Annotated in this window: 28 protein-coding genes; 17 read left to right on the top strand and 11 right to left on the bottom strand. The window is 54.6% G+C overall.

Going from position 1 to position 26,373, the window contains the following annotated elements; genetic code table 11:
- Positions 1-186: 186 nt before the first annotated feature.
- Genes KNP06_RS05075 through KNP06_RS05060 form a run of 4 tightly spaced genes read right to left on the bottom strand, consistent with a single transcriptional unit; the run spans position 187 to position 2,637 of the window.
- On the bottom strand, positions 187-600 hold the full coding sequence (locus tag KNP06_RS05075) for a DUF350 domain-containing protein (protein WP_021066039.1): 414 nt from the start codon (positions 598-600) through the stop codon (positions 187-189).
- A complete protein-coding gene (locus tag KNP06_RS05070) occupies positions 597-1,820 on the bottom strand; it encodes a glutathionylspermidine synthase family protein (protein WP_214711062.1) in 1,224 nt (407 codons plus the stop codon). Before KNP06_RS05070 ends, KNP06_RS05075 begins: the two co-directional genes overlap by 4 nt.
- Entirely contained in the window at positions 1,817-2,182 is a 366-nt protein-coding gene (locus KNP06_RS05065; RefSeq protein WP_214711063.1) for a hypothetical protein, read from the bottom strand. Before KNP06_RS05065 ends, KNP06_RS05070 begins: the two co-directional genes overlap by 4 nt.
- Positions 2,179-2,637, bottom strand: coding sequence for a hypothetical protein (locus KNP06_RS05060; RefSeq protein WP_214708348.1), 459 nt, complete (start codon positions 2,635-2,637; stop codon positions 2,179-2,181). The genes KNP06_RS05065 and KNP06_RS05060 overlap by 4 nt, the downstream gene beginning before the upstream one ends.
- 103 nt (positions 2,638-2,740) lie before the next feature.
- Between KNP06_RS05060 and KNP06_RS05055 the strand changes: the two genes are divergently transcribed.
- From KNP06_RS05055 to KNP06_RS05040, 4 genes are all read left to right on the top strand, one after another.
- On the top strand, positions 2,741-3,772 hold the full coding sequence (locus tag KNP06_RS05055; protein ID WP_214711064.1) for an ion channel: 1,032 nt from the start codon (positions 2,741-2,743) through the stop codon (positions 3,770-3,772).
- Positions 3,772-4,899 carry a YfbR-like 5'-deoxynucleotidase gene (locus tag KNP06_RS05050; RefSeq protein WP_214711065.1) on the top strand — a complete coding sequence of 376 codons (1,128 nt, stop codon included), beginning with the start codon at positions 3,772-3,774 and terminating at the stop codon, positions 4,897-4,899. The genes KNP06_RS05055 and KNP06_RS05050 overlap by 1 nt, the downstream gene beginning before the upstream one ends.
- Positions 4,900-5,012: 113 nt before the next feature.
- Positions 5,013-5,345 carry a PadR family transcriptional regulator gene (locus KNP06_RS05045; protein ID WP_214711066.1) on the top strand — a complete coding sequence of 111 codons (333 nt, stop codon included), beginning with the start codon at positions 5,013-5,015 and terminating at the stop codon, positions 5,343-5,345.
- Positions 5,342-5,869 carry a DUF2812 domain-containing protein gene (locus tag KNP06_RS05040; RefSeq protein WP_214711067.1) on the top strand — a complete coding sequence of 176 codons (528 nt, stop codon included), beginning with the start codon at positions 5,342-5,344 and terminating at the stop codon, positions 5,867-5,869. Before KNP06_RS05045 ends, KNP06_RS05040 begins: the two co-directional genes overlap by 4 nt.
- Positions 5,870-5,993: 124 nt before the next feature.
- Here KNP06_RS05040 and KNP06_RS05035 read toward each other — a convergent pair whose 3' ends face one another.
- Together KNP06_RS05035 and lipA are read right to left on the bottom strand one after the other, a co-directional pair.
- Positions 5,994-6,824 carry a lipoate--protein ligase family protein gene (locus KNP06_RS05035; protein ID WP_214711068.1) on the bottom strand — a complete coding sequence of 277 codons (831 nt, stop codon included), beginning with the start codon at positions 6,822-6,824 and terminating at the stop codon, positions 5,994-5,996.
- An 18-nt stretch (positions 6,825-6,842) separates the two neighbouring features.
- Entirely contained in the window at positions 6,843-7,742 is a 900-nt protein-coding gene (lipA, locus tag KNP06_RS05030; protein WP_308162274.1) for a lipoyl synthase, read from the bottom strand.
- 326 nt (positions 7,743-8,068) lie between these two features.
- Between lipA and KNP06_RS05025 the strand changes: the two genes are divergently transcribed.
- On the top strand, positions 8,069-10,018 hold the full coding sequence (locus tag KNP06_RS05025) for a glycoside hydrolase family 3 protein (RefSeq protein ID WP_214711070.1): 1,950 nt from the start codon (positions 8,069-8,071) through the stop codon (positions 10,016-10,018).
- A gap of 51 nt (positions 10,019-10,069) precedes the next feature.
- On the opposite strand, the gene KNP06_RS05020 is transcribed toward KNP06_RS05025, so the two are convergent.
- Both KNP06_RS05020 and KNP06_RS05015 read right to left on the bottom strand, forming a co-directional pair.
- Positions 10,070-10,915: a DegV family protein gene (locus tag KNP06_RS05020; protein ID WP_214711071.1), complete on the bottom strand. Its 846-nt coding sequence runs from the start codon at positions 10,913-10,915 to the stop codon at positions 10,070-10,072.
- Positions 10,916-10,919: 4 nt separating this feature from the next.
- On the bottom strand, positions 10,920-11,768 hold the full coding sequence (locus KNP06_RS05015) for a lipoate--protein ligase family protein (RefSeq protein WP_214711072.1): 849 nt from the start codon (positions 11,766-11,768) through the stop codon (positions 10,920-10,922).
- A 100-nt stretch (positions 11,769-11,868) separates the two neighbouring features.
- Between KNP06_RS05015 and KNP06_RS05010 the strand changes: the two genes are divergently transcribed.
- Together KNP06_RS05010 and KNP06_RS05005 are read left to right on the top strand one after the other, a co-directional pair.
- On the top strand, positions 11,869-13,164 hold the full coding sequence (locus KNP06_RS05010) for an HD domain-containing protein (protein ID WP_138858727.1): 1,296 nt from the start codon (positions 11,869-11,871) through the stop codon (positions 13,162-13,164).
- A gap of 23 nt (positions 13,165-13,187) precedes the next feature.
- Positions 13,188-14,774 carry a Na/Pi cotransporter family protein gene (locus KNP06_RS05005; RefSeq protein ID WP_214711073.1) on the top strand — a complete coding sequence of 529 codons (1,587 nt, stop codon included), beginning with the start codon at positions 13,188-13,190 and terminating at the stop codon, positions 14,772-14,774.
- A gap of 40 nt (positions 14,775-14,814) precedes the next feature.
- Here the strand turns inward: KNP06_RS05005 and KNP06_RS05000 are convergent, their stop codons facing one another.
- Positions 14,815-15,003: a 2-hydroxymuconate tautomerase gene (locus KNP06_RS05000; protein WP_138858730.1), complete on the bottom strand. Its 189-nt coding sequence runs from the start codon at positions 15,001-15,003 to the stop codon at positions 14,815-14,817.
- 164 nt (positions 15,004-15,167) lie between these two features.
- On the opposite strand from KNP06_RS05000, the gene ypfJ reads away from it, so the two are divergent.
- The 9 genes from ypfJ (at position 15,168) to KNP06_RS04955 (ending at position 23,533) form a co-directional block, all read left to right on the top strand.
- Positions 15,168-16,022 carry a KPN_02809 family neutral zinc metallopeptidase gene (ypfJ, locus tag KNP06_RS04995; RefSeq protein WP_214788002.1) on the top strand — a complete coding sequence of 285 codons (855 nt, stop codon included), beginning with the start codon at positions 15,168-15,170 and terminating at the stop codon, positions 16,020-16,022.
- Positions 16,023-16,129: 107 nt separating this feature from the next.
- On the top strand, positions 16,130-16,978 hold the full coding sequence (locus KNP06_RS04990) for a MurR/RpiR family transcriptional regulator (RefSeq protein ID WP_034779356.1): 849 nt from the start codon (positions 16,130-16,132) through the stop codon (positions 16,976-16,978).
- Entirely contained in the window at positions 16,975-17,430 is a 456-nt protein-coding gene (locus KNP06_RS04985) for a GNAT family N-acetyltransferase (RefSeq protein WP_214711074.1), read from the top strand. The genes KNP06_RS04990 and KNP06_RS04985 overlap by 4 nt, the downstream gene beginning before the upstream one ends.
- A 144-nt stretch (positions 17,431-17,574) precedes the next feature.
- The gene (gene murQ / locus KNP06_RS04980; protein ID WP_214711075.1) at positions 17,575-18,468 is read left to right on the top strand and encodes an N-acetylmuramic acid 6-phosphate etherase; all 894 of its coding nucleotides are present in this window, start codon (positions 17,575-17,577) and stop codon (positions 18,466-18,468) included.
- A gap of 12 nt (positions 18,469-18,480) precedes the next feature.
- The gene (locus KNP06_RS04975) at positions 18,481-19,854 is read left to right on the top strand and encodes a PTS transporter subunit EIIC (protein WP_034779348.1); all 1,374 of its coding nucleotides are present in this window, start codon (positions 18,481-18,483) and stop codon (positions 19,852-19,854) included.
- Positions 19,855-19,907: 53 nt separating this feature from the next.
- On the top strand, positions 19,908-20,960 hold the full coding sequence (locus KNP06_RS04970; protein ID WP_214711076.1) for a DUF871 domain-containing protein: 1,053 nt from the start codon (positions 19,908-19,910) through the stop codon (positions 20,958-20,960).
- A 57-nt stretch (positions 20,961-21,017) separates the two neighbouring features.
- The gene (locus KNP06_RS04965) at positions 21,018-21,521 is read left to right on the top strand and encodes a YwhD family protein (protein WP_034779343.1); all 504 of its coding nucleotides are present in this window, start codon (positions 21,018-21,020) and stop codon (positions 21,519-21,521) included.
- 157 nt (positions 21,522-21,678) lie between these two features.
- Positions 21,679-22,941: a dicarboxylate/amino acid:cation symporter gene (locus KNP06_RS04960; RefSeq protein WP_138858736.1), complete on the top strand. Its 1,263-nt coding sequence runs from the start codon at positions 21,679-21,681 to the stop codon at positions 22,939-22,941.
- A 58-nt stretch (positions 22,942-22,999) separates the two neighbouring features.
- Positions 23,000-23,533, top strand: a complete 534-nt coding sequence (locus tag KNP06_RS04955) for a TVP38/TMEM64 family protein (RefSeq protein WP_214708382.1) — start codon at positions 23,000-23,002, stop codon at positions 23,531-23,533.
- Here the strand turns inward: KNP06_RS04955 and cls are convergent.
- Positions 23,509-25,038: a cardiolipin synthase gene (gene cls, locus KNP06_RS04950; RefSeq protein ID WP_214711077.1), complete on the bottom strand. Its 1,530-nt coding sequence runs from the start codon at positions 25,036-25,038 to the stop codon at positions 23,509-23,511. The genes KNP06_RS04955 and cls overlap by 25 nt on opposite strands.
- A gap of 132 nt (positions 25,039-25,170) precedes the next feature.
- On the opposite strand from cls, the gene KNP06_RS04945 reads away from it, so the two are divergent.
- Positions 25,171-25,314 (top strand): hypothetical protein, encoded by a 144-nt coding sequence (locus KNP06_RS04945; RefSeq protein ID WP_161787553.1) that lies wholly within the window; start codon positions 25,171-25,173, stop codon positions 25,312-25,314.
- A gap of 38 nt (positions 25,315-25,352) precedes the next feature.
- Here the strand turns inward: KNP06_RS04945 and KNP06_RS04940 are convergent, their stop codons facing one another.
- Positions 25,353-26,273 carry an EAL domain-containing protein gene (locus KNP06_RS04940; protein ID WP_214711078.1) on the bottom strand — a complete coding sequence of 307 codons (921 nt, stop codon included), beginning with the start codon at positions 26,271-26,273 and terminating at the stop codon, positions 25,353-25,355.
- Between the last annotated feature and the right edge of the window lie 100 nt (positions 26,274-26,373).

The following is a 26,373-nucleotide window of genomic DNA, read 5'->3' as shown; positions in this document are numbered from 1 at the left end:
CATCAATGGCGTTTAAAGCATGCCTCTCTTGATAATGATTGCCGGTTATTTGAATAAAGGCGACATCTTGAGGACGTTCATTTGCGAAACAAATGAGCAAAGCCCAAGTCAGTCTGCGTGTAGACGTTTTATTCTTCCTCTACAAGTACAGCCCATGCCTCAATCCTGAGCGCATGGGCTGTTTGATTAGTACGTCAAGCTCGCGGCGACGATGATGCCGACGACGAGTGAGGCGGAGAAAAGACTGATCCCGATGGCGAGGTTGCCGTTCTCGACTTCTTTCTCTAAGTTCACGCCTGGCGTCAGGACGTATTCAAACGTCCAGAAGGCGAGCACTTGAGCGAGAATCCCGACGAGTCCCCAGATGAAGGCATCGAGCAAGTTAACGCTGTTCGCCCACACCGTGTAGATGACGATGGCGAGTCCAATCGCTTTTCCCCAAAGTTTCAAGGCGACGGCGACGTTACCTTCTTTAATCAATTTACGTTCCGAATACTTCGTCGTAAGGGCGAAGACGACAAGTCCGGCTAAAATCAGGCCAAACCCTGTGCCGAGGTGAGCGAGGAAGCTCAAGATGGAATCGAGCGTGATGAACGTCATAAGTTATTCTCCTTTGTTGTGCCGATGGCTAAGTAGTAAGACTGGTTGTTCGTGATCATGCTGCCGGCGCGGACACCGAGAGCGGACGGATGGCCGTTCAAGCAAAAACAGCCGACCATATAGTGCGTCTCAAGCGGACCGTTGACCGTGTTCGTCAGACGGGTCGGCAGCTCGATGAACTGTTGATACACCGCCGTCTCGTCCGCGTACGTCTGGAGCGCCTCTTTATGGAACGGGACACCGGCTTGGTCATATAGGATGACCGAGTCGCCTTCCCGGCCGAAGGCGGGCTTTTGTACGTATGCGCTCTTGCCGATAAACGGCTCGGCCTCGAGATACGTCGGTAAAAAATACGTCTCGATGATAGAACGCTCCGCTTCGTCGAAATATGTATCGGCCTCATACAGTTCCCAAATGAGCGCTTGGACGCCTTTGGACTGCATGAGAAACGCCGAGAGCGGATTGAGGAGCGAGACGTGTTTGGCCGCGTTCAGTTCGAGCAGGCGGATGCCGATTAAATCGCCATCGGGTGCCCGGTCGTCGATCAGATGTTCAATCGGGTACGTCTGACGATACAAGACGTCAATCCGCTCCCCGGACGGTGTGAACACGCCGTCCGTATCGACGAGCAAACGGTCGAGCGGGACGAACTCCGACGGCAAGTCGAGCGTCTCTTGGAGGAAACGCGTCGTCCATTTGTCCTCGATGTTGTCATCGTGGGCCGTGAAGACGATTTTCGGTGTCCCGTCCCGGCCGAGTCGTTGCCACGCCGCGATGACGGCTTTTCGAAGTTCGGTCTTGAGCTCGTCGGTCGACGTCGCGTTCGGGTCATCGAGTCCGAATTCTGTCGTCACATAGCCGTTCACATCGAACAGTTCTTTGATGAACGTCGGCGTGTCGGCATTGAACTCCATCAATTTGATGGTGCCGTCTTTGACAATCCAGTCATAGCGGCCAATCACCGTCTCTTGCGGCAGCGCCTTGTCCCGAAGGAACGGCAAGCTCGCCTCGGGATAACCGAGCAAGCGGAGCGTATCGTCCGGGAGCGTTCGCAACAGCCGGTTCGTCTTACGAAAAATCGCATCGACGTCACGCGTCGCCTTTCGAATCTGCCTCACCGCGTCATCCGACATGGAGAGACAGTCGTAAAGGGCGTATTCTTCGTCGTTCAAGTCAGGCCAAAAGAAAGGGATTTGGCCGAATAATGCGTCCCGTTTCATCCCCCGAAGCCGCCTCGTGAGCCGCTCCCGAGTCCCGATTTGGAACTTGAGTTTGATTTGTTCGGGGTGATGCTGTTGGCGCCGCCATTCGAACGGTAATTCTTATAAGACGAGGAGTTCTTCAATGCACTCTTTGAATTGAACAAGCTACCGAGTAAGAAGAAGCTCCCGAAGTGAGGGGAGCGCTCGTCGTCACAGTAATATGACTCCGTCTCATCATCCCAGTCCCAATCGTCGCACTCATAGCCCGTCGGTTCTTCCGGTAACGTTGCTTGTTCGGTTTCGTCGGTGCCACACGCCGCGAGTGAAGCGGTTAATACCGCGGCTGACAGACTGCTCAAGATTTTTTTGCTTGTCTTCATGTTGATTCCTCCAATGTATAACCTGTAGGGGTGACGTAAATGACATAGACGCCACGATCTTCGTCCGCCTCGGCCGAGTCACGTTCATATTCTTTGCCGGCGACGTACAAGTACTGGCTGCCGAGCATGGCGAGCGCGTCGAGATGGCGGTCGACGTAATACGCCTCGAGCATCGGATTGTCGAAGCGGTCGTCGAGCGTGCGAATCTCAACTTTGATGTCGCTCGTCTCGTGTTTGTCGACGGGGCCTTCCGTGTAGCGGTCGACGTAAATCAAGAAGTATTGCTCGCCTTCGAGCGCCGAGGAGCGCTGTTTGTAGGTCATGCCGTCCTTGACGAAAAATTCGCATTCGCGGCGGGCGAGTACTTCATCGAGGCCGAGCGATGTATAATGGTAGAGTGGCTCGAAGGAAAGCTCATTTTTATAAAGTCGATATTCTAAAACGATTGAGTTCATGACGTCGTCCTTTCTTTTTTCTTTCTATACGGAACCGAACGTAACGTGGTTTCGTAAATCAAGTAAGTTGTCTCTAGTATATAGGAAAAGGAGGGAATTTTCTGTGCATATCTTTTTTCGTGTCTGGCGCGGATTATCGAAATTATCGTTTTTGAACGTCGTCTTGGCATCGCTAGGCATCATCTTGACCGGTACCGTCCTCGGGTTTGTGCTCGAGCCCGAGACGTTCCCGTCGATGTTCGACTCGTTTTGGTGGACAATGACGACGCTCACGACCGTCGGATACGGTGACTTTTTTCCGACATCGGTCGCGGGACGTTGGCTCGGGATTTTCTTGTTCCTGTTCGGGATCGGGATTATCGGGGCGTTGATTGGAAAACTCGTTGAAGTCGGTGCGACGTTTCAACGGTTAAAACGGGAGGGGAAGTTAGTGTATCGAGGAGAAGGGCATTACGTCTATATCGGCTGGTCGCCGAAGACGAAAAAGGCAATTGATGAAGTGCTCGTCTATGAGCCAAAGGCCGAGATCGTCTTAATCGATCAGTTGAAGCAAGAACCGTACGACCACGATCACGTCCACTTCGTCCACGGTGACGCGTCGGACGAGTCCGTGCTCTTGCAGGCCAATATTTTAAAGGCGCGCCGGGTCGCCATCTTCGCGGATGCCCGCATCACGGAGACGCTCCTCGCCGACGGCAAGTCGCTCCTCATCGCCTCGGCGGTCGAAGCGCTCTCGTCTGAACGCGGCGTCGATTTGCATACGGTCGTCGAGGTGTGCGAAGAACGGAACATCTCGAAATTCAAACACGTCCGAATCGACGACTTTATTCTCGCGAACGACTCGGTGTCACTCCTCATGGCGAAAGCGACGCTGCAGCCGGGGACGACATCGATTTTCCGTCAGCTGCTTAGTAAACAGTCAGGCGGCAACATCCAGGCGCTCGCGCCGAAACCGGAATGGACGACCATCCGGGACGCTGCGGAAAGCTTGTTGCATCAAGGCGTCACGTTAATCGCCGTCAACGACCGTCTCGATTACGCGACGGTGCTCGATACACCGCTTCAGGCGAGCGATATGCTTTACATCGTCTGTCACGATGACTCGTGGGAGCGACTGAACCAAGGAGGAATTTGATGTATAACGGAACGTTTATCCGCAAGATGACACGCATGCAGAACGTGCAACGATGGGACGAGTATGCACCGCATTATCATGACAATGCGGCAAGCCACAGTTTCCGCGTCGCTGTCTTCAGCTTAATCGCGGCATATTACGAAGAGAACAAAGGACGGGACGTCAACTTGCTCGACGTGCTCGGCAAGGCGCTGTTCCATGATATGAACGAAGTGCAGACCGGTCCAATCATGCACCGGACGAAAAAAGAACCGACGCTCAAAGAACATATCGAACGGATGGAGCGGACGGCGAGTCTCGGACTCGTCGAGTTGTTGTCGCAGTCGCTCCGGCCGCATTTTTATCGTTTCCTCGTCGAGGCGGAGGACGACTCATTCGAAGGACGGCTCGTCGATGGAATCGATTCGTTCGACGCGATGCTGTTCGTCCGCCGGGAAGTCGGACACGGCTCGCCCCATTTCGTCGCGAAGCTTGAAGAGATGAAAGCAGCCCTGCGCAATCATCCGCTCGAATCGGTCCGCTGGCTCTATGAACAAGTCGAGGCCGAGACCGACGTGGCGACGTTCATCGAGAACGTCATGCGGATGGACAGTGTAAGACGGTGGAAAGGCCGTTTCAATACGATCGACGATAACGACGCCATCCATGGATTCCGGGCGGCCGCGCTCGGGCTGTTCAGCGGCTTGTTGGAGCGCGAGAAATATGACGTCGACGTCGATGTCGCCGAATTGACGGCCCGTCTTCTCTGTCACGACCTCGTCGAAGGGGTGACCGGGGACGTGCTCGGCCCGGTGAAACATTCGACCGCCGAGACCGGTGCGGCGTTCGAGGCGTATGAACGAGCCGAGAGCGAGGCGCTCTTGTCGCTCCTCCCGGACTATATGCAGCCGGCGTTCCGCCGCTATATGGCCGATTCGAAAGATGATACGTATGAAGGCATGCTCGTCGATATGATGGACAAACTCGACGCGCTCATCAAGATGAACATGGAGCGGAAGATGAACGGGGCTGAGTACGAGGTCACGTATCGGGAGCAACTTCGTAAAGTGCAGATGCGCTACGAGAACCCGAGCATGTTGTTCTTTTTAGCGTACATCTTGCACGATTTAGATTACGTCACTAGTTAACAAGGTCGCAGACGAACTGTCTGCGGCTTTTTTATATCATTTATTGACATATATCATTAAACGATATATATTTAGAGTAAGATATATCAATGAATGATATAGGAGGTGGCGGGATGCCACGTAACGACACAATCGAGCTCGGAGAATTGACCGACAGCATGCTCTATATCCTGCTCGCCTTGACCGAGGCGCGTCACGGCTATTTGATTATGCAGTTCGTCGAGGAGTTGACGAACGGACGAATCAAAATCGGACCGGCGTCGATGTACACCATCATCAAGAAGCTCGTGAACGCGCAGCTCATCGAGCCGCTCGACGGGGACGGGAAGAAGAAGAGTTATGTGATTACGACCCAAGGCCGCGCACTCGTGGCTGAGGACTTGAAACGACGACAAGCAATCGTTGACGATGCACGCTTCATTTTGGAAGGGGAGGGACACCGATGAAACGGAAATATATGTCGAGTTGGGGACTGGCGTTCGCCGAAGAGCGGGAGATGAAAAAGCTAGGGGAGATGGCAGCCCGGGGCTGGCATTTAGAGAAGTTCGCACCGTTCGGCTATACGCTCGTCGAAGGGGAGCCGATGGACGTACGCTACAGTCTCGATTATCGCAAACAGCCTGACGAGGATTACTTTGAGCTGTTCGCCGCGAGCGGGTGGGAGCACGTGACGTCGACCGGTGATGAGATTCACGTATTCAAAGGCAGTCCGGACGCGACACCTCTCTATACCGATCGCCAGACGACCGAAGAGAAGTACGGGCAAGTCGAACGGACGATGGGCCGGGGGGCGCTTATTTGCTTACTGTTATCACTGGGATTCGTGTTCATGCTTCAACTAGATTGGCCGCAGACGGCGGAAGCCATCATCTTGGTGCTCCAGACGCTCGTCGTCATCGGACTCGTCTTCACCGGTCTGCCATATCTCGGCTTCCTCGTGAAGCGAAAACGTTTGGAACGGAATGACTGACTAGGCGGATGGCACAAGCCATCCGTTTTTGTTTTGGTCGACTGAACGATTCAAAAGATTAAGTAGAAGATGACCATCTCTTTTCGAAACCTTTATATCAAAAAACGAGTCTCGCGACTCGTTTTTAGCGTTTCCAGACCCACTCATCACTCTCATACTTGGCGACGAGCTCCTGAATCTCTTGTTGTTGCGCCTCGGTGAACGTCAGCGGTTCGAACGTCAAATCGAACGCGTCACGGAACCCGTCCGTGAACGCCGCCGCGACCTCGTCGAAGGCGACCGGTCGGCCGAGTGTCTCGTTCAAGGAGACGGCCTTGTCACCAAATCGGGCTTTCGCCTCCGCCTTCGCATCGGCCTCGAGATTGAAGCAGTCGAACAGGACGTCATCGTCAATCGACAATGGGATTGACCCGTGTTGCAAGACGGCGCCTTGGTGGCGCACTTGGGCGCTCCCGGCAATCTTTTTCCCGCCGACGGCGAGCTCGTAGTACGAAGCGGCGTCAAAACAGACGGCCGACTTCGGTTTTCGGAGTGCCTCGCGGTCTGCCTCGGTCAATGGTACCGAGAATTCGGCCGGGACGCCGAGCGCGTGGTAGCCGCGACGCACTCCTTCGGTCAGGAGGCGATAGCTCTCGATGACGTTCGTCGGCAAGGACGGCATCGTCTCAGGGAGAATGACGCTATACGTCAGCTCGTCCGCGTGCAAGACGGCCCGTCCCCCGGTCAAACGGCGGACGACCGGGATGCCATTCAACGCGAGCGCGTCGCGGTCGAGGTCGCGCGTCGCCCGTTGGAAGCGCCCGACGCTGATGGCGTGCGGGGCCCAGGCGTAAAAACGGAGTGTCGGTTTCATGTCGCCGCGTGCGACCCAGCCGGCGATGGCCTCGTCGATGGCCATGTTCTCGGCCGGGGACAGCGGGGCGGTGTGAAGCAAATGCCATGTCGTTCCAGTCATAAACGTCTCTTCTTTCTCTTAGTCGATTGGCAACATCGTATGACGACGCGCCTTGTGGACTTGTTCGTCCGCATGATATGAAGAACGGACGAGCGGTCCGGCTTCACAGTGGGAGAAGCCTTTCGCCAACGCAATCTCTTTCAACTCGGCGAACTCATCTGGATGGTAGTAACGCTCGACGTCGAGATGCTTCTTCGTCGGCTGCAAGTATTGGCCAAGCGTGAGGATATCGACGTGGTGGGCCCGCAGGTCATCCATCGCCTCAATCAACTCTTCGCGTGTCTCGCCGAGTCCGACCATGATCGACGACTTCGTCGGGATGTCCGGGTTCAGCTCTTTCGACCGTTTCAAAAATTCGAGCGTCCGGTCGTACGTCGCTTTGGCGCGGACTCTCGGCGTCAAACGGCGGACCGTCTCCAAGTTGTGGTTCATGATGTCCGGTCCGGCATCGATGAGCGTCTGGAGCGCCGAGAAGTCACCCATCATATCGGACGGGAGCACTTCGATTGACGTCTCCGGGTTCATGCTACGGACAGCGCGGACTGTCTCGGCGAAGACGGTCGCCCCGTAATCGTTCAAGTCGTCGCGGGCGACGGCCGTGATGACGACGTGCTTCAAATTCATGAGACGGACCGATTCGGCGACGCGTTTCGGTTCTTCCCAGTCGAGCTCGTTCGGTTTGCCTGTCGTGACGGCGCAGAAGCGGCAAGCCCGCGTACAGATACTTCCGAGAATCATGAACGTCGCCGTACGGCGGACGGCCCAACATTCGTGGATGTTCGGACATTTCGCTTCCTCACAGACGGTATGTAGATTTTTCTCGCGCATCATGTTTTTGAGACCGGTGTATGTCTCGTTCGTGTTCAGTTTAATCTTTAACCATTCCGGCTTTCGTTTGATTTCCCCTCTTGCCAAGATGATTTCCCCCTTTGTGAAAGTTAACCCCTAACGGAATGAGTTTACCAAAGATGGGGCCGAATTCGAACCAGCGAAATTATTGGCTTTGCCAATACAGGTCAGCTGTGTGTCAAAACAGAACATATATTTCAAAATGGTTACGCTTTCACGTGAAGTGTTGTTTCCCATTTTTTGAATTGCTATACTGACGTTGACCACCTGAATAAGGACCATATGTAACTGATACGATCAGGCATGGGGTGAACGAGCGTTGGTGAGGCAACGCTTCTTCCTCCATGCCTTTTTGTTTGGGGGTCGGGGAAACTTTCAAAAAGGAGTGAAGGAATATGAACAAGGCACTGAACTGGACGGCGACACTCGGACTGACGACAGCATTACTCGTCTCATCGGTCCCGATGGCGAACGCGGTCGTGGCAGAGGAGACGCCGGCCCCGTCGATTGAGCAGCGTGTCGACGCCAAGCTCGATTCGATGACGCTTGAACAAAAGCTCGGCCAAATGATCATGCCAGACTTCCGATTATGGAACGGGGCGAACCATACCGCACTCGCGACAGACGTGGCGCGGGTCGTCGATCGGTTTGACCTCGGGGGTGTCATCTTGTTCGCGGAAAACGTGACCGAGACCGAACAGACGACGAAACTCGTCCACGACCTCCAAGAAGTCGTCAAACAAGACGAAAGCAACGATATACCGCTCTTCATCACGATCGACCAAGAGGGTGGGATTGTGACACGGCTTGGAACGGGCACGAACTTGCCGGGTAACATGGCACTCGGGGCGACACGGAGCAGCCAGTACGCATACGACGCGGGGAATATCATCGGTTCTGAGTTGAACGCACTCGGGGTGAACGTCAACTTCGGTCCGGTGCTAGACGTCAACAACAATCCGGCCAACCCGGTCATCGGCGTGCGCTCGTTCTCGAGCGACCCGGAACTCGTCGGCGAGCTCGGCTCGGCGATGACACAAGGAATTCAAGACCAGGGTGTCGCCGCGACGGCGAAGCATTTCCCGGGTCATGGTGACACGGCGGTCGACTCGCATTACGGGCTTCCGATCGTCGATAAGTCGCTCGAAGACTTGCGCGGTCTCGAACTGTTACCGTTCAAACGGGCCATCACGGAAGGCATCGACATGATTATGACGGCGCACATCGGCATGCCACAAATCGAGGATGAGGTCGTGAACTCGCCACGCGGCACGTTCCCGCTCCCAGCGACGCTCTCGGACGATGTCATCACCGGCGTCTTGCGTGAAGAGATGGGCTATGAAGGCATCGTCGTCACGGACGCCTTGAACATGCAGGCGATCGCCGACAACTTCACGGAAGCGGAAGCGGTCATCAAGACGTTCGATGCGGGCGTTGATATCGCGCTCATGCCGACGATTTTACGGTCGAACGCGGACGTCGTGAAGCTCGAGACGATTTTTGAAGACGTCATGGGCGCTGTCGAGGACGGACGCCTGTCAGAAGAGAAGATTGATGCAGCGGTCGAGCGCATTTTGACGCTCAAAGCGAAACGTGGTATTTGGGACGAGTCGGTCGACACGACGACGCTCGAGGCGAAGATTGCCGAGGCGAACGCGGTCGTCGGCAGTGCCGAGCATAAAGCGAAAGAACGTAAGATCGCCGAAGCGGCCGTCACGCTCGTGAAGAACGACGACAAGACGCTTCCGTTCAAACCGAAAAAAGGTGAGACGGTCCTCGTCTTGTCACCGGCGAAAGACCAGACGGACAGCATGATCAAGACGATCAAGTCGCTCGAGAAGAACGCCGGCAACATGAAAGACGTGAACGTCATCGCCGCGAACTATACGGCATCGACGAAACACTTAGATCAAAACCCAGACTTGAAAGTGAAACTCGATGCGGCCGACTATATCATTGTCGGTTCGAACGTGAACAACAGCGCCAAGCTGAAATCGACGTCGGCGGACAACTACGTGCCGGCCGAAGTGTTCCGTTACGCGAACGAGACGGGCAAGAAGTCAGTCTTGCTCAGCCTGCGTAACCCGTACGATGTGGCGGTTCAGCCGGATGCACCGGCCCAGCTCATCATCTACGGTTTCAAAGGTGACCCGAACGGACCGGATTCAGAGGCGGGCAATGCCAAATCGGCAGGACCGAACCTCCCGGCCGGCATTCGCGCCATCTTTGGTGAAGTGAAACCGACGGGCAAACTCCCGGTCGACGTACCGACGTTCGAGAACGGCGTGTTCGGAGATGACTTGCACCTCGAGTTTGGTGACGGATTCCGTAACTGGAACAAGTAAACTAAAACCGCGAACGCCCCATGAGGATGCTCGCGGTTTTTCGTTTGATTGTCACGCCTCGAAATAGCCGACGACGAGCAAGCCTGGGCCTGTGTGCGCCCCGATGGCCGAACCGACAATCGTCTTCGTGACGCTCGCCGGGTTCACATGTTCCCGTAACAACGCCTCGAATTGGTCGGCTTTGACTGGATCATCGCCGTGGCCGATGAAGACGTGCCCACCCTCGACGAGCGGTTTCGACTCGGTCATCCATTCGACGATGCGGCGTAACACTTTCTTGTGACCGCGCACCTTCTCGATTGGGACGAGCTTGCCGTCTTCGACTGTCAAAAGCGGTAGAATCGTCAACAAATCCCCGATGAACGCGCTCGCTTTTGAGACACGACCGCCGCGCATCAAATATTCAAGCGATTCGACCGTGAACAAATGACGGATTTTGCCGACGAGCGACGTCGCGTAGGCGACCGTCTCTTCATACGTATGATCTTGGCCATATTCAGCGACCGTCTTGACGAACAGTCCTTGGCCGACGGACGCGGCACGCGTATCAAGAATATGGAACGTGCCGTTCGGGTATTCTTCTTTAAGTAGGTTGCCGACCATGACGGCCGTCTGATAGGTGCCTGAAAGCTCACCGGAGAAGGCGAGGTACAGGAACGGGATTTCCGATTCGAGATGTTGACGGAAACATTGTTCGAGGCGGGCCGCCTCGATTTGGAACGTTTTCGGCGTCTTCCCGGCACGCATCGCGTCGTACACGTCTTTTGGTTGAATCGTCTCACCGTCTAAAAATTCGTCGTTGTCGATGACGACACCGAGCGGTAGCATTTCGAGACCGTACTCGACGATCTGGTCTTGGGTCAAATCGGCGCCGGTATCGGTTATGATTTTAAACATGCGGTCACTCCTCTATTAATTGTTGTTCAATCTCACGAATCGGTTCATTGCGCTTCCACATCCGGTCGAGCTGGGTCACGAGCATCGCCTGCTCGTCCGCGTCGAGAGTGCCAGGTATGAGCCGGCTCACGTCACTAAGGACGGTGTAGGCGCGGCGCAACACGTCATCGACGGTGAGCGGGATACCGAGCAAGTCCTCGAGTGACGCCATCGTCTCAGGGACGATGGCCGGGTAGGTGAACTTTGTCGCTTCGCCTTGGATGGCGCGCTCATAAAAATCACGGATGAGGGCGGCGCGTTCGCTCCCGCTCTTGCGGACGCTCAAATAAATTTGGACGGCGACACCGCCACGGACACGGCGCTGTGAGATGCCGGCGAACTTCTTGCCGCCGATGGATAAGTCGAAACTGCCGGGGCAGTAAGACCCAACGATTTCGCCAGCGACAATGTCTGTCGTCACGTCTTGAAACATGAGTTGGATGAGCGACGTCATCGCCTCGTAGCCGCTATCGATTTGAATCCCGTCTTTTTCAGGTAAAATCAGGGATAAGTTCAATACGTCTTCATCCAAGACGACGGCAAGCCCTCCTGAATTTCGCACGACGGGACGGAATCCATGTTCATGTAGAAAACGGATGCCGTCTGACAAGTGAGGCAGGCGGGCATCTTGAATGCCGAGCACGACCGTGTTTAGATGAACCCAGGCCCTGAGGACGGCACCAGACGTTGCGGTCGACGCACAGAGCGTGTCGTCCGTCGCGAACGATTGCTCGGCTTGAAACGCAGGACCGAGCGAGGACTGATCGATGACACGGTAGGTCGGTTGTTGTAATAATGGATGGGTCATATACATAATTCCTTTTCAATAAATAATTTCCTCCCCATTATAGCATGGGAGGAACCACGCGCTAGAAGTCGAATCCAATCATTAATGAAATGTAGGGGGAAACGTCATGTACACGTCACGAGGTCAATTATCGGGGTCGAAAGTGTTCAAAGATCCGGTTCACCGCTATATATATGTCTATGATCATCTCGTCTGGGAATTGATCAACACGAAAGAGTTTCAGCGCTTGCGGCGCATCAAACAGCTCGGGACGTCGTTTTTGACGTTCCATGGTGCCGAACATACCCGGTTCCATCATTCGCTCGGCGTCTATGAGATCGCGCGGCAGCTGATCGACCAATTCCACGAGTATCCAGAGTGGGACGACCGCAACCGGGAGCTGTTGCTCGCAGCGGCGCTTCTGCACGATGTCGGCCACGGTCCGTTCTCACACGCGTTCGAGCACGTCTTCGCCGTTCGTCACGAGGTATGGACCGAACGAATCATCCTTGGCGACACGGAAGTGAACAAAGTGCTGTCGGAGATGGGCGTTGGTTTCCCGGAAGAAGTGGCGGCCATCATCAATAAGACGCACCCGAACCGCTTGCTCGTCAATATACTGAGCTCGCAGCTCGATGTCGACCGGATGGACTATCTGCTTCGCGACGCCCATTTCGCCGGTGTCAGTTATGGGAAGTTCGATCTTGAGCGGATGTTGCGAGTGCTGCGTCCTGATGAAGATCAAGTCGTCGTCAAACAGTCGGGGATGCATACGATTGAGGACTATATCATGCGCCGCTATCAAATGTATTGGCAAGTCTACTTGCATCCGGCGACGCGATCGAGCGATTTATTGCTCAAAGCCGTGCTCGAACGGGCGCAAGAACTATACGAATCGGGTTATTCTTTCGAGATGACTCCAAAGCATTTCTTGCCGATTTTTAACCATGAAGACATGACGCTCGAGCATTATTTGAAGCTCGATGAGACGATCGTCTATTTCTATTTCCAGGAATGGATGGATGAGGCAGACCCGATTTTGGCCGACCTTGCGAGCCGCTTCGTCAACCGTCGTTTGTTGAAGTATAAAAACTTCCCGGAAGCGAACCGCGTCCGCTATATGGACCGCTTGCGTTCAACGATGGAGGCAATCGGTTTACCGACCCGCTACTACTTGCTCGAGGATCAGCTCAGCCAATTGCCATACGATTTGTATAAAGGGCACGGGACATACGAAGGCATCTATCTCAAGATGAATGACGGCGACCGCCGGGAAATTTCGGAAGTGTCGATGCTCGTCCAATCGATTTTAAACTCACGACAGTCCGACGAGAAAATCTATTATCCGGAGGACGTACTGCTCAACTTGAAAGATCACGCATCAGAAAAAACATGGATGTTGTCAACGTTACGAGGCGATTGAATCGTTGAAAAGGAAGTGACACCATGGGAATCGGTACATTGGTCGGGGGAGTCGGCATCTTCCTACTCGGGATGATGCTGTTGACGGATACGTTGAAAAGCATGGCCGGGGAACGCCTCCGGCAACGATTGAATCGCTTGGCTGAAGGACCTGTTTCGGGTGCCTTTCTCGGAGCGACGATGACGACGTTGTTTCAGTCCTCGACCGTGACGACGCTCATGACAATCAGTTTTGTCAGTGCCGGCCTGCTGACGTTCACCCAAGCGCTCACACTCGTCATCGGAGCGAACGCGGGTAGCGCGACGACCGGATGGATCGTGGCGCTCTTAGGTTATAACGTCGATATCCGCGAGCTGTTGCTCCCGCTCATCGGGGTCGGCATGGCGCTGCGCTTGGTTGGGCGGCGCGTCAAACGCATCGGCATGCTCATGGTCGGACTTGGCCTCATTTTTGTCGGCATCGGAACGCTCCAAGAGGCGATGCGGGAAGTTGTCACGTTCTCGTTCGCCAGTTGGGAAGCGGACACACCGCTCCACCAACTTGCGCTTCTCGGTACGGGCCTCTTGATGACTGTTTTATTGCAGTCTTCAAGCATCGGTCTCGTCTTGACGATGACGGCGCTCGCGACCGATACGGTCACCCTTGCCCAAGCGTGTCTGCTCGTCTTAGGGCAAAGCGCCGGTACAAGTCTCGTCGTCGCGCTCGGGTCGATCGGAGGCTGGAAGTCGGCCCGCCGCATCGTCTTGGCGCACGTGCTCGTCCACGGCTCGATTTTACTTATCGGCTGGCTAACCTTCCCGCTCTTGTTCGGCGTCGTCAACGGTGTGGCCGACCGTCTCAATTGGAATGAACTGTTGCGGCTCGCCTTGTTCCACACCTCGTTCCATTTGCTCGGTGTGTTCACGTTTTTGCCGTTCCACGAGGCGTTCAGCCGTCGGTTGCTGAAGTGGGTCCCGAGCCGGGCTGAGAAGCTGACCCGGTTCTTGAACCCGAACATGGCCCGCATCCCGACGGTCGCGCTCGAAGCGGCCCGACGCTCGTTGATTGAAATCGAGCGCTATCTCGCCAAAGAGACGAAACTGTTGCTAGCGGAAGGACGAAAGCGCGACGACGAGCTCCAACTCGTGGAGAAGACGCTCGGGGACGTCCGTGTCTTTTTGAGCACGATTCAATTGGAGGAAGGGCGGGGCCGCAATGACTATGGGCAACACTTGTCGCTGCTTCATACGATTGATCATTTGGAGCGGTGGCTGTTCGTCATGCGAGAAGTCGACCCGGTCGACGCGCTCCGGGACACAGACTTCCTGGTCGCGCGCCAGCTCGTCTTGCATGAACTCGACATGTTGGAGACGCTCAACCATCACACGCCCCCGGAAGAGTCTCGGCAGTGGAAGACGGCCTCGAAACAGCTCGCCGAATATCGAAAAGCACACCGGGCCGAACTGCTCGAGGAGACGGCGGCCAATCAACTCGAGATGGACCAAACAATTCAAAAGGTGCAAGCTCTCCTCTGGCTCGACCGAATCGGCTATCACATTTGGCGCGCGACGCGTCACCTCATTAAACCGACCGTCCCGAGCGAGCGGTTTGAAGTGAATTTAGAAGACTAAACAACGACCGCCCTCCGATTTGGAAGGGCGGTCGTTTCGATTACTTCTTGTCCGCGTGCATAACGCCGGCTTGACCGTAGTGCGTCGCGTCCATTTCTTCGATGAAGACGGTGATGTTTTCTTTCGGTGCGTTCGTCGTCTCCGAGACGGCTTCCGTCACTTTTTCAATCAACGCACGTTTTTGTTCGACCGTGCGGCCTGGGAGCATTTTAACAGTTACGTATGGCATAACATTTCCTCCTTTTAGTTCGTTCCCTTTCATTCTAGTGAAAGGTGGGGCGGGTGGAAAGCAGAAAATCGATTGAGCGGACAGTACAAAGAAAAAATGCAGGTGCGAAATATGTGAAAACGGGGTAATGAACAAGACAGACTAGACGTAGGAGGAACAGGCGGATGAAATGGAAGGGTAGACAAGCAAGTCGTAACGTTGAAGATCGACGGGGACAACGTGTCGGAGGGAAAGGGATTGCCGGGATTGGCGGAGGCTTCGGTCTCATCTTGGTCATCGTCTTCACGTTGCTGAACGGGGGCAATCCGGCAGACATTGTCAACAACATCGGGATCGGCGAACCACAGTCGTCCGAGACGTACCAAGGGTCGGCACGGGAAGAAGAGATGGCGGACTTCGTGTCGGTCGTGCTAAGGGATACCGAGGAAGTATGGACCGATATATTCGCTGAGAACGGATTGACGTATCGGGAACCGACGCTCGTCTTGTATAAAGACCAGGTTGAATCTGCCTGCGGTATCGCGGGATCAGCTGTCGGACCGTTCTACTGTCCCGGTGACCAAAAGCTATACATCGATTTAAGTTTCTATGATGAACTCAGTCAACGTTTCAACGCACCGGGTGACTTCGCGATGGCGTATGTCGTCGCCCACGAAGTCGGCCACCACGTCCAGACGTTGCTCGGCACGACCGATGAGATCATGCCGCTCCGTAACGAGCTGAGTGAGACGCAATTCAATAAATATTTGGTCCGCTTCGAGCTTCAGGCCGATTATTATGCGGGTGTCTGGGCCCACCACGCCCAAGGCATGGGCTACCTCGAGGCTGGCGACGTCGAAGAGGCGATGAATGCGGCGCACCAAATCGGGGATGACACGCTTCAAAAACAGGCACGCGGCTATGTGACGCCAGACTCGTTCACCCATGGGACGTCCGAACAGCGGAAACGCTGGTTCGACAAAGGGTTCCAAAACGGGACGATTCAAGGCGGCGATACGTTCAATGCTAAAAACTTATAACGATCAGGTCAAGCTTCGGCTTGACCTTTTTCATATCCAAGTTGGCTTGTGCAGAAAGAATCCGCTATCATGGAAACAGAAACTAGAAGTAGGAAGGGGATGACCCGATGGAATCCTTACTCAAAAAAATCGAACTCGCTAAAAGTGAGATGACGTCTGTCGAGAAGAAAATCGCAGACTATATTTTGACCCACTCGACGCTCGTTCCGAACATGACGACGAAAGAACTTGCTCAAAAGACGGATGTGTCAGAGGCGAGTATCGTCCGGTTCGCCCGTGTCGTCGGCATCGACAGCTTCAAGGCGTTCAAGCTCGCCCTCGTCAAAGACTTGGCCATCACCGAGACGACACTCACCGACTTCAACGTGTTACAGCAGAAAGACACACCGTACGATTCGTTTCAAAAAGTCATCCATGTGAACAAGATGGCGATCGAGGCGTGCGCCGAGGCGATGGACAAGCGTGAGCTCGAGCATGCAATCGATACGTTTGCCCGAGCGAACCGGGTCGTGTTTTATGGGGTCGGCGGTTCGTCAACGGCTGCCTATGACGCGCAATATAAATTCACAAAGCTCGGCTATGCGGCCCAGACGTCGCAAGACTTCCATTACATGTTGTCACTCATCCCGCATCTCGGACCGAACGACGTCTTTGTCGCCATCAGCACGTCGGGTCGGACGAAAGATGTGCTCGAACTCGTCCGCTTCGCCAAAAAGAAAGGGGTGCCGGTCGTCGCCATCACGGACCTCGATAAATCTCCGCTCTATCGGGAGGCGGACGTCCGTCTTTGCACGCCGAGCGTCGAACGTGACTTCCGAATCGCGAGCATCGCGTCACGGATGACCCAGTTGACGATCATCGATACGCTCTATATGGGTCTGTTGCACCGAAAAGGCGAAAGTTTGATTGACCGTTACGCCGAGGCGCGTGATGAGATGGTGAAGTTGCGCCGATGATTCACGTCTATGATGCGACGTGGCGCGACAAAGTCGCGACGTTCTTATTGCGGCAGTCGGCGTTCGCGAGCTTGAACGGACAGACGCCTGAAGCGTTTCGAGACGAGAATTTGACCGACTTTGAAGCCGAAGGGACCGTTAGCCTCGTGTTTGAAGAAGGGGGCGTCATCGCGGTCGCTGATTTGTTGAAAGAACATCCAGTCGACGGATCGCTCTGGCTCGGCCTGTTCGTCGTCGACGAGCGATTTCATGGTACCGGTGTCGCGCAACGGCTGTATGAGCAACTTGAACAGGAATATATGCGCCCTTTCCAGACGGTGTTTCGGCTCGGAGTCTTGCCGCACAATGAACGGGCACATCACTTTTGGGAACGACAAGGTTATGTGTACGAAAAAGATTCCGTCACGGCATGGGGCGACCACGTCCACGTGATGAAGAAACTGGTCGAATGAAGGGCTCGGTCCGATATGGGCTGGGCTTTTTCTATGGACTGGGAGGCATCCTCATTTCTTTTATGAAATTTTACTTCCTTATTTTTTTAAATTAATTTGACTTTTAATTTCAAGTTAGTACAATGAAATCAGAGAGAAGAAAGGATGGTGGCGATGTTAGACAAACTGGCTACTGAAAGACGGAATGAACGAACGATGCACTTGGACGAGATGGCGGTCGAGGAGTTCCTCGCGGTGATGAACGAGGAAGATCAGTCGGTCCCCTACGTCATTAAAGAAGAGCTATCGGTCATTGCCGAAGTGACGAAGCGTGCCATCGAATCCTTCAAACAAGGCGGGCGTTTGATTTATATCGGCGCAGGGACGAGCGGACGGCTCGGTATCTTGGATGCGGCAGAATGTGTGCCGACGTTCGGCGTATCACCGGACATGGTCGTCGGACTCATCGCCGGAGGCGAGCGTGCGCTCATCAAAGCCGTCGAGGGAGCAGAAGACAGCAAGGATTTGGCAGTCAATGATTTGAAAGCGCTTCACTTGAGCGAGAAGGACACGGTCGTCGGAATCGCCGCGAGCGGCCGGACACCGTACGTCATCGGCGGGCTCGATTACGCCCGTGAAGTCGGGGCGACGACAGCTGCGTTATCATGTAACAAAGGATCAAAAATCAGCGATCATGCCGAGTATAAAATCGAGGTCGAGACGGGACCGGAAGTGTTGACCGGTTCGACCCGTTTGAAAGCAGGGACGGCGCAAAAACTCGTCCTCAACATGATTTCGACGGCATCGATGATTGGGGTAGGGAAAGTGTATCAAAACCTGATGGTCGACGTGCAGCCGACGAACGAGAAGTTGGAAGTGCGGGCCAAACGGATGATTGCGGAAGCGACAGGGGTCGATGAACAGACGGCCGCGCGTTATTTTGATTCATCCGGTGGGCACGTCAAGACGGCGATCGTCATGATTTTAGCCGATGTCCCGCATGCGGAGGCAGTCGAGCGATTAGAGCGTGCGAACGGATTCGTCCGTGACGCATTATAAGGGGGAATCGAGATGAAGAAAGAAGAGGTTCTTGCGCATGCGATACTCGAGCATGTCGGGGGAAAAGACAACATTCGTCAACTCGCTCACTGTATGACACGTGTGCGTTTGGCGCTCAAGGATCCGACGAAAGCGGATCTTGCCGCCTTGAAACAAATCGATGGTGTCATGGGTGTCATCGATGATGAGACGTTGCAAATCGTCGTTGGCCCGGGGACGGTCAACCGCGTGGCGGACCATCTCAGCCGCGAGACGGGGCTCGCCATCGGAGAAGAATCGGTCGACGCGAACTTGACGCCGGACGAACGGGCCGCCATCGAACGACAAAAAGTGAAAGACAAACAGAAGTCGCCGTTCAAGCGCTTCTTACGTCGCTTAGGGAATATTTTCATTCCGCTCATTCCAGGACTTGTCGCTTCAGGTATCATTAACGGAGGAGCCAACTTCGCGAAGAACGCCGGGGTTGACCCGACGGAAACGTGGATGCAAATCCTCTTATTGCTCGGTAGTACGGTATTCGCCTATCTCGCCATTCTCGTCGGTTGGAATACGGCAAAAGAGTTCGGCGGGACGCCGGTACTCGGTGCCATCGCCGGGGGGATTCTCTTCAACCCGGTGCTCGCGGACATCACCATTTATGGGGAACCGCTCGTCGTTGGGCGGGGTGGACTGTTCGGGGTCATCTTTGCCGCTTGGCTCATGACGTACATCGAGAAACATGTCCGTCGCTTCATGCCGACAGCGGTTGATATCATCTTCACACCGCTTCTCACGGTGCTCGTCGTCGGTTTCACGGCGCTCTATGCGATCATGCCGGTCGCAGGCGTCTTATCGGACGGTATCATGCAAGGTCTTAACGCCGTGCTCGAAGTCGGTGGACCGGTCGCAGGAGCTGTTCTTGCTGGATTCTTCTTGCCGCTCGTCATGGTCGGATTGCACCACGGACTCACACCGATTCACTTGGAGTTGCTCAACACGGTCGGTAACACGGCACTCTTGCCGATCTTGGCGATGGCCGGGGCCGGACAAGTCGGGGCAGCACTTGCCATCTTTGTGAAGACGCGCAACCAACGCCTCCGTAACATCATCAAAGGGGCGATCCCGGTCGGATTCCTTGGCATCGGTGAGCCGCTCCTCTACGGGGTCACGCTTCCGCTCGGTCGTCCGTTCTTGACGGCTTGTATGGGAGCAGCGGTCGGAGGCGCATTCCAAGCGACGATGAAGACGGCAGCACTCGGGATTGGGGTCTCGGGTCTCTCGCTCACACCGCTCATCGACAACGGCATGTACTTGACGTACATCGCAGGTCTTGTCATTTCGTACACGGCAGGCTTCGTCTTCACATATTTCTTCGGATTCAAAGAAGAGATGGCGGACGGAATTTAACAACCGAGGCGGCTCTTTGGAGTCGCCTTTTCATTTAATGAGGAGGTTTTCTGATGAAAGGATTATCGGTATATTTGAGCGAACCGCTCACGTCAAACTTCAAGGCATGGGTCGGACGCATGCGTGAGATTGGCTTTACGTCGATGTTCACGTCCCTACATATTCCAGAGGACGACCCATCCGTTTATACGGAACGATTGCGACAGCTCGGCACACTCGCACGTGAACTCGACATGGAGCTGTTCGCCGATATTGCGCCAACGTCGCTTGCCGCGTTCGGCAAAACGTGGGATGATGCCCACACGCTCGTCGAGTGGGGTGTGACCGGACTGCGCGTCGATTACGGCGTGACCCCAAAACAAGTCGCCGACTTGTCGACGCGGATGACGGTCGCCTTGAACGCGAGCACGCTCACAGAAAGTGAGCTCGCGGAGATGAGGCGGCACGGTCTCGTGACGGACAACGTCGAGGCATGGCACAACTTCTATCCGCACCCAGAGACGGGGCTTGATCGAAACTGGTTCGACGACAAGAACGATTGGTTGAAACGCCAAGGATTGAGCGTTCAAGCGTTCATCCCGGGAGATGGGTCACTCCGCGGACCGCTGTTTGAACGGTTGCCGACGCTCGAAGACCATCGAACGTTTTCGACGTTTGCTTGTTACTTGGACCTCGCCGATTCGGTCGATCGCATTTTAATCGGTGATCCGGGACTTGCTGACGAGACGATTGAACAGTTCGCTTCAAACGCCGACGGGATGCTCGTCCTCCGGGCCGAAGCGGAGACGACGATTGAGGCCGCCTTCTATCGCGTCCAGACGAACCGGATGGACCCGGCGCGTGACGTCGTCCGTTCGGTCGAGTCTCGGGCTTACGGCCGACCTGGGGACCGCTTGCTTGAACCGATGGATGCGAGACCGCGTCCGCTTGGGACGATCACGGTCGATAATGCGGATTACGGGCGCTATGCCGGCGAGATGCAAGTGACGAAACGGAATCTTCCGCCTGATGCACGAGTCAACGTTCTCGGCCGGGTCGTTGAGGCAGACCGGCCGCTCATCCGTGCCATCGGACCGGGTACGACGTTTCGGATTGAATGGTGCTGACGTTCCGGATTGCCACATTCCCTCGTCTTTGTGTACAGTAGAGAGGGAGGGAAGTCTATGAAAGAGATTAATTTTAACATCGTCGCTGACGATTCGACCGATGGCCACGGTGGTTTTGGGGTCGGTTCGCTCAGTTTGAACAATATGTCTCCCGTCATCATCGATGTCGAGGCGGGGACCGCGGTCATCGATATGGGGGCCATGCATGCCAAATCGGCGATCGAGAAACGCATCAAGTTTTTGACGGATCCGGAAGCGGTGCCGAACGGCAAACCGTACTGGATCGTCTGGGTCACGGTCGGTCGAAAGCCGGAAGGGTTCTATTATGGCGGTGTCGCGGCCTGTGACATGTCGGTCGACCTCGAGGCACGGCGCGGATACAAGCTGTTGCCGTACCACGTCAACCAGATGGACAAATCGCTCAAAGGCCGTATTCTCATCGATATGATGGACGCTCCGTCACGCAACGTGCTAGCCGCGTTTCTGAAAGAACATCGTCCTGAGATTTGGGAGCAATCGACCGAACTTCAAACCGAACTTGCGCGTCTCGATGCCGAGTGAAAAGATTGGACCGTTTTGGTCTCCAATCTTTTTTGTTTTCGTTCAAGTGAAGATGGGAACATGAACTTGTTATGATGTTGTGATTTCACCGTAATTGTATGAATATTCAGCATTATGCTATACTAAACGCACTGTGCAAAAAAGAAAGGGTGACACGATGAGTGAAACGAAGAAAATTTTAATTGGTCTCGCCTTAGGGGTCCTTGTCGGGCTAGGGCTCGCCGGTCTGTCCGGTAACGTATATGACATCGTCAATACGTATATCCTTTCCCCAGTCGGTACTGTATTTTTGAACTTGATTAAAATGCTGGTCGTTCCGATCGTCTTCTTCTCGATCATTCTCGGCGTCATGGGTCTCGGGGACCCGAAAGAGCTCGGTCGGGTCGGATCGAAGGCGCTCCTCTTCTTCTTGACGACGACAGCGCTCGCCATCATCTTGGCGATGGGTGTCGCTTCGGTCATCAAACCGGGAGAACGTGGTGACTTCCAAACGGCAAACCTTGAATTCGAATCGGGTGCGGCTGAAGAGTCATCAAACATCGTGCAGACATTCGTCAACATGATTCCGACGAACCCGATTCAAGCGCTCGCTGAAGGCAACATGCTTCAAATCATCGTCTTTGCGGCTCTCATCGGATTTGCGATGATCGCTCTCGGCGAACGGGCCAAAACGTGGCGCCGTTTCGTCAAACAAGGCGACCGCATCATGATGCACTTGATTCACTTGGTCATGAAGCTCGCCCCATACGGCGCGTTCGCTTTGATCGCCTCGGCCATCGGAGGGATCGGTTTCGATGCTGTCAAAGCGATGGCGTGGTATATGTTCGCGGTCGTCTTGACGCTATTTTTACACTCGGTACTCGTCTACGGCGGGGCGCTCGTCCTGCTCGGGAAGATGAGTCCGGTCTTCTTCTTTAAAAACTTCTACGAAGCGATCACGCTCGCGTTTTCGACGTCGTCTTCGAACGCGACGCTCCCTGTATCGATGGAACTCGCCCAGAAGAAACTCGGCGTGCCGCGTTCCATTTCCTCATTCGTTCAGCCGCTCGGCGCGACGGTGAACATGGACGGGACGGCGATCATGCAAGGGGTCGCGACGATTTTCATCGCCCAAGTATTCGCGGCTGATTTGACGATGACCGAACTCGTGACGGTCGTCATCACAGCGGTACTCGCCTCAATCGGGACGGCGGGTGTACCTGGTGTCGGGCTCATCATGCTCGCGCTCGTCTTGCAGTCGGTCAACTTACCGGTCGAAGGGATCGCCTTGATCATCGGTGTCGACCGTATTCTCGACATGCTCCGGACGTCGGTCAACATTACCGGCGACGCGACATGCGCGGTCGTTGTCTCGAAACTTGAAGAGAAACACCTTCCACCTGTCGACGAAGACGCGTGGGATGAAGTCGAAGCAAAATAAACAGAAGGCTGACCCGTCATTGACGGGCCAGCCTTTTCACTTGAAGTGAGGGAATTGTATGGAATGGGAAGTGTTACCGCTCCCGTTGTTCATTGTCATCAGCCTTATATTGAATACACTCATCGCCGTCGCCGGTATATTACCGAGCGCATTTTTGACGGCACTGAACGTGCAACTGCTAGGATTTGGACCGGGTGTCGCCGTCTCTATCGTCGGCGAGGCCGTGGGTGCTGTGCTCAGTTTTATTCTTTATCGCAAAGCGCTCCACCGGTTCACGTCACCGGATGGGGAGCGTTTGAAACGGCTCCGCGAAGCAGATGGCGTTGAGGCATGGTTTCTTGTCCTCGGGCTGAGGCTGATGCCGTTCGTACCGTCCGGACTCGTCACGCTGTCGGCCGCGTTCAGCCGAATGTCGCTCCCGTCCTTCGCCGTAGCGAGCACGATTGGGAAAGTGCCGGCATTGTTGATCGAGGCGCTCGCGGTCGCGGCGGTCTTACACGTGGCCGCGGGCTGGCAACTCGGTCTCATCGCGTTGCTCATCGTCCTGTATGCGGTTTGGCGTTTGTCTCAAAGGAGTGGCGAGAAGATATGACAGAACGCTTCGATGAAACGTTTGCCGCTCGATTTCTTGCGAAGCATTGACCAGTCGATGAGAATCGACTCATCAAAGTCTTTCAAGAACGCTTCTTGCAGCTGTTGGATGGACGACGTCTCATACTGGGCGATTGTCATCTCGTGGTTCAAATACATGCTCCTAAAATCAAAGTTAGCCGTCCCGACGAGCGCAATCTTGCCATCGATGAGGACGGTTTTTGCATGGATGAAATGGCGATTGTATTTATAAATCCGAATGTTCCGTTTGAGCAGTTGTTCGAAATAATATTCGGTCGCATGGAAGCTGAACCATTCGTCTCCTTTTCCGGGGACGACGATTCGCACATCGATGCCACGCCGGCCGGCGACTTCTAACAGCGCGAGCAATTCGGGAGGCGGAATCAAATATGGCGTCGTGATCCAAATCGACTCCTTCGCCTCCATCAAAAGCGTAATGAGCCCGTCTCGGATCGTGACATCTTTTCCAGGAGACGTGACGAGTAGCTGGGTCGCCCCGTTATCCGGTTGCGGGTCGTCGATGAAGTATTCTGGCAAATGTTTGCTGTCGGCGAACAAGTCCCAGCGTTCTGTATCGTCTTCATGACCGGCATACAGCCAATTCTCGACGAACAAACGCTGAAGTTCCCGGACGAGCGGTCCTTCGAGGCGCAGATGGGTATCACGCCAAAATCCAAGCTTTTTATATTTCCCGAGATATTCATCCCCGACGTTCAGTCCGCCGGTGTAAGCGATTCGCCCATCGATGACGATCAACTTTTGATGGTTGCGGAAGTTGGCGTTAAAGACGAGGAGCGGGTGGATGACCGGGTCGAACGCTTCGACGTGGACGCGGGACTCGCGGAGCGGTTCGAGAAACGCTTCGCTAATCTCTTGACTGCCGAGGCCGTCATACAAAAAACGGACGGTGACATTCTCGTTGGATCGTTTAATGAGAGCGTCACGAATCTTGAGCGAGATTTCATCGGTCCGGAATAGATAATACTGGACGTGGATATGATGGGTCGCTTGCTCGATATCTTTAATCACCGCATCGAATTTTTCCTCGCCGTTGACGAGCAGTTTCGTCGACGTGTGACCATCCGCACCGGTCGCGCCGAGCTTCTCGAGTGTGCGCGTGAGAGGAAAGCGATCCGACACGTCGTTTGCCGTCTCGATCCGTTCGGCCTCGATTGCTTGCCGGAACATCCGAATCTCGGTCGAGGTCCGTTTGATGCGTCGGTGTCGTCGAGGTGTTCGGCCGAACAGTACCCAGGCGAGGGCACCGAGGAACGGAATGAACAAGACGGCGAGCAGCCAGGCGAGCTTGGCCTGCGGTTGGACATGGTCAAATAAGATATGCCAGCCGACGATGAGCGGAATGAGAATTGCGGCCCCAACTAGGAACGGGATGAGCCCATCGATCGAGTAAAGCAAACCAAGAAGGAAGATGCCGAGTACAATCATGATGAGGAGTTGCCAGACGCGTTGTTTCAACAAGTACACCTTCTTTCTGTTCAGTTGTCATCACTAGATTCATTCCACCGTTTACACGTTCTTAACCTAAAAAACGTTTCAGCATGAAGCGCGAGGGAATTAACCGTACTGTACGACACAACGTGAAAAGGGGTGTTCATGATGAAAAAGAAAGGTGCATTGGCCGCGTCGCTGTTGGCGACGGGCATCATCCTCGGGGCTTGTGGGGGAGCAGAGGAAGAACCGATGAACAACGAAGATACAGAGATGCAAGAAGACATGGACGAAGAGGAAGACGAGGATTAAAAAACGGCCTAGAGCGGGTGCTCTAGGCCTTCATTGCGTCAAAGCGCATAAGGAGACGGTTTACCGAAGTAATAGCCTTGGGCGAGGTCGAACCCGAGTTCGCGACAGACGTCGACTTCTTCGGAGCGTTCGATTCCCTCGGCGAGGATGGTGATGCCCATTGAGCGTGTCAATTGACGTACGTTTTTCAAGAACGCTCGTTTCTCGGCGTCTTGGTCGCAGAAGGAGATGTACGACCGGTCGATTTTGACATAGTCGGGCTCAAGTCGCTTCAACATATCGAGCGTCGAGAAGCCAGCGCCGACATCATCAAGGGCGACTTTCATACCACGCTTCTTATATGTAGAGAACACATGTTGCAAATGGGCGACATCTTGGACTTTCTCCGTCTCAACGACCTCGAAGATGAAACGATCGGGACTGAGTCCGTACCGGTCGATAATCTCGAACGTGTGTTGGAGACAGTAGTCTGGGTTATAAATCGTCGAGGGCAAGAAGTTGATGAACGTCTTCTCGTGCGGCTCGACGGCGTGATACGTCGCTTTGATCGCTTCGGCGCGAGCGCGTTGATCTAGCTTCGAGTGAAGCCCGAATCGGTTCGCGGCCCGGAACAGTTCGCCCGGTGAGACGTTGTTCTGGCTTCTGAGAAGAGCCTCGTAGCCGAATCGTTCTCCGGTGTCGAGATGGATGATCGGTTGCAAGTGGCTCTCGAAGTCACCGTGTTGAATCAATTCGATCGTGTCGCGGTTGGCGATTTGTTCAAGCAGGTCGCTCGCCGAGACGACGGCGGTCTGGCGTTTTGTGGCCGGGTCGACACAGTACACGTCTTCCTCGACAGCGGCGAGGCGTTCCGTCAATTCGTCAAACGAGTCGTACGGGTGGGGCTTGTCATTGACGACGACGAGGCCCCGTTCAAAAAATGGGATGGTCGTGGAGCAGGCGGTACAAGGAGACCACATAGGATCCCTCCTTTCAAATAATCGAAATACTCTCTAATCAATTTATCGGACAAAACTCACCTAAAACTCACACATCGAGATAAATAAATAAAAAAATCGT

This window comes from Exiguobacterium sp. s21, from assembly GCF_018617975.1.
GTDB classification, from domain to species: domain Bacteria; phylum Bacillota; class Bacilli; order Exiguobacteriales; family Exiguobacteriaceae; genus Exiguobacterium; species Exiguobacterium mexicanum_A.
Note: the sequence above shows the minus strand (reverse complement) of the source record. Positions and strands in the feature narration are given on the sequence as shown.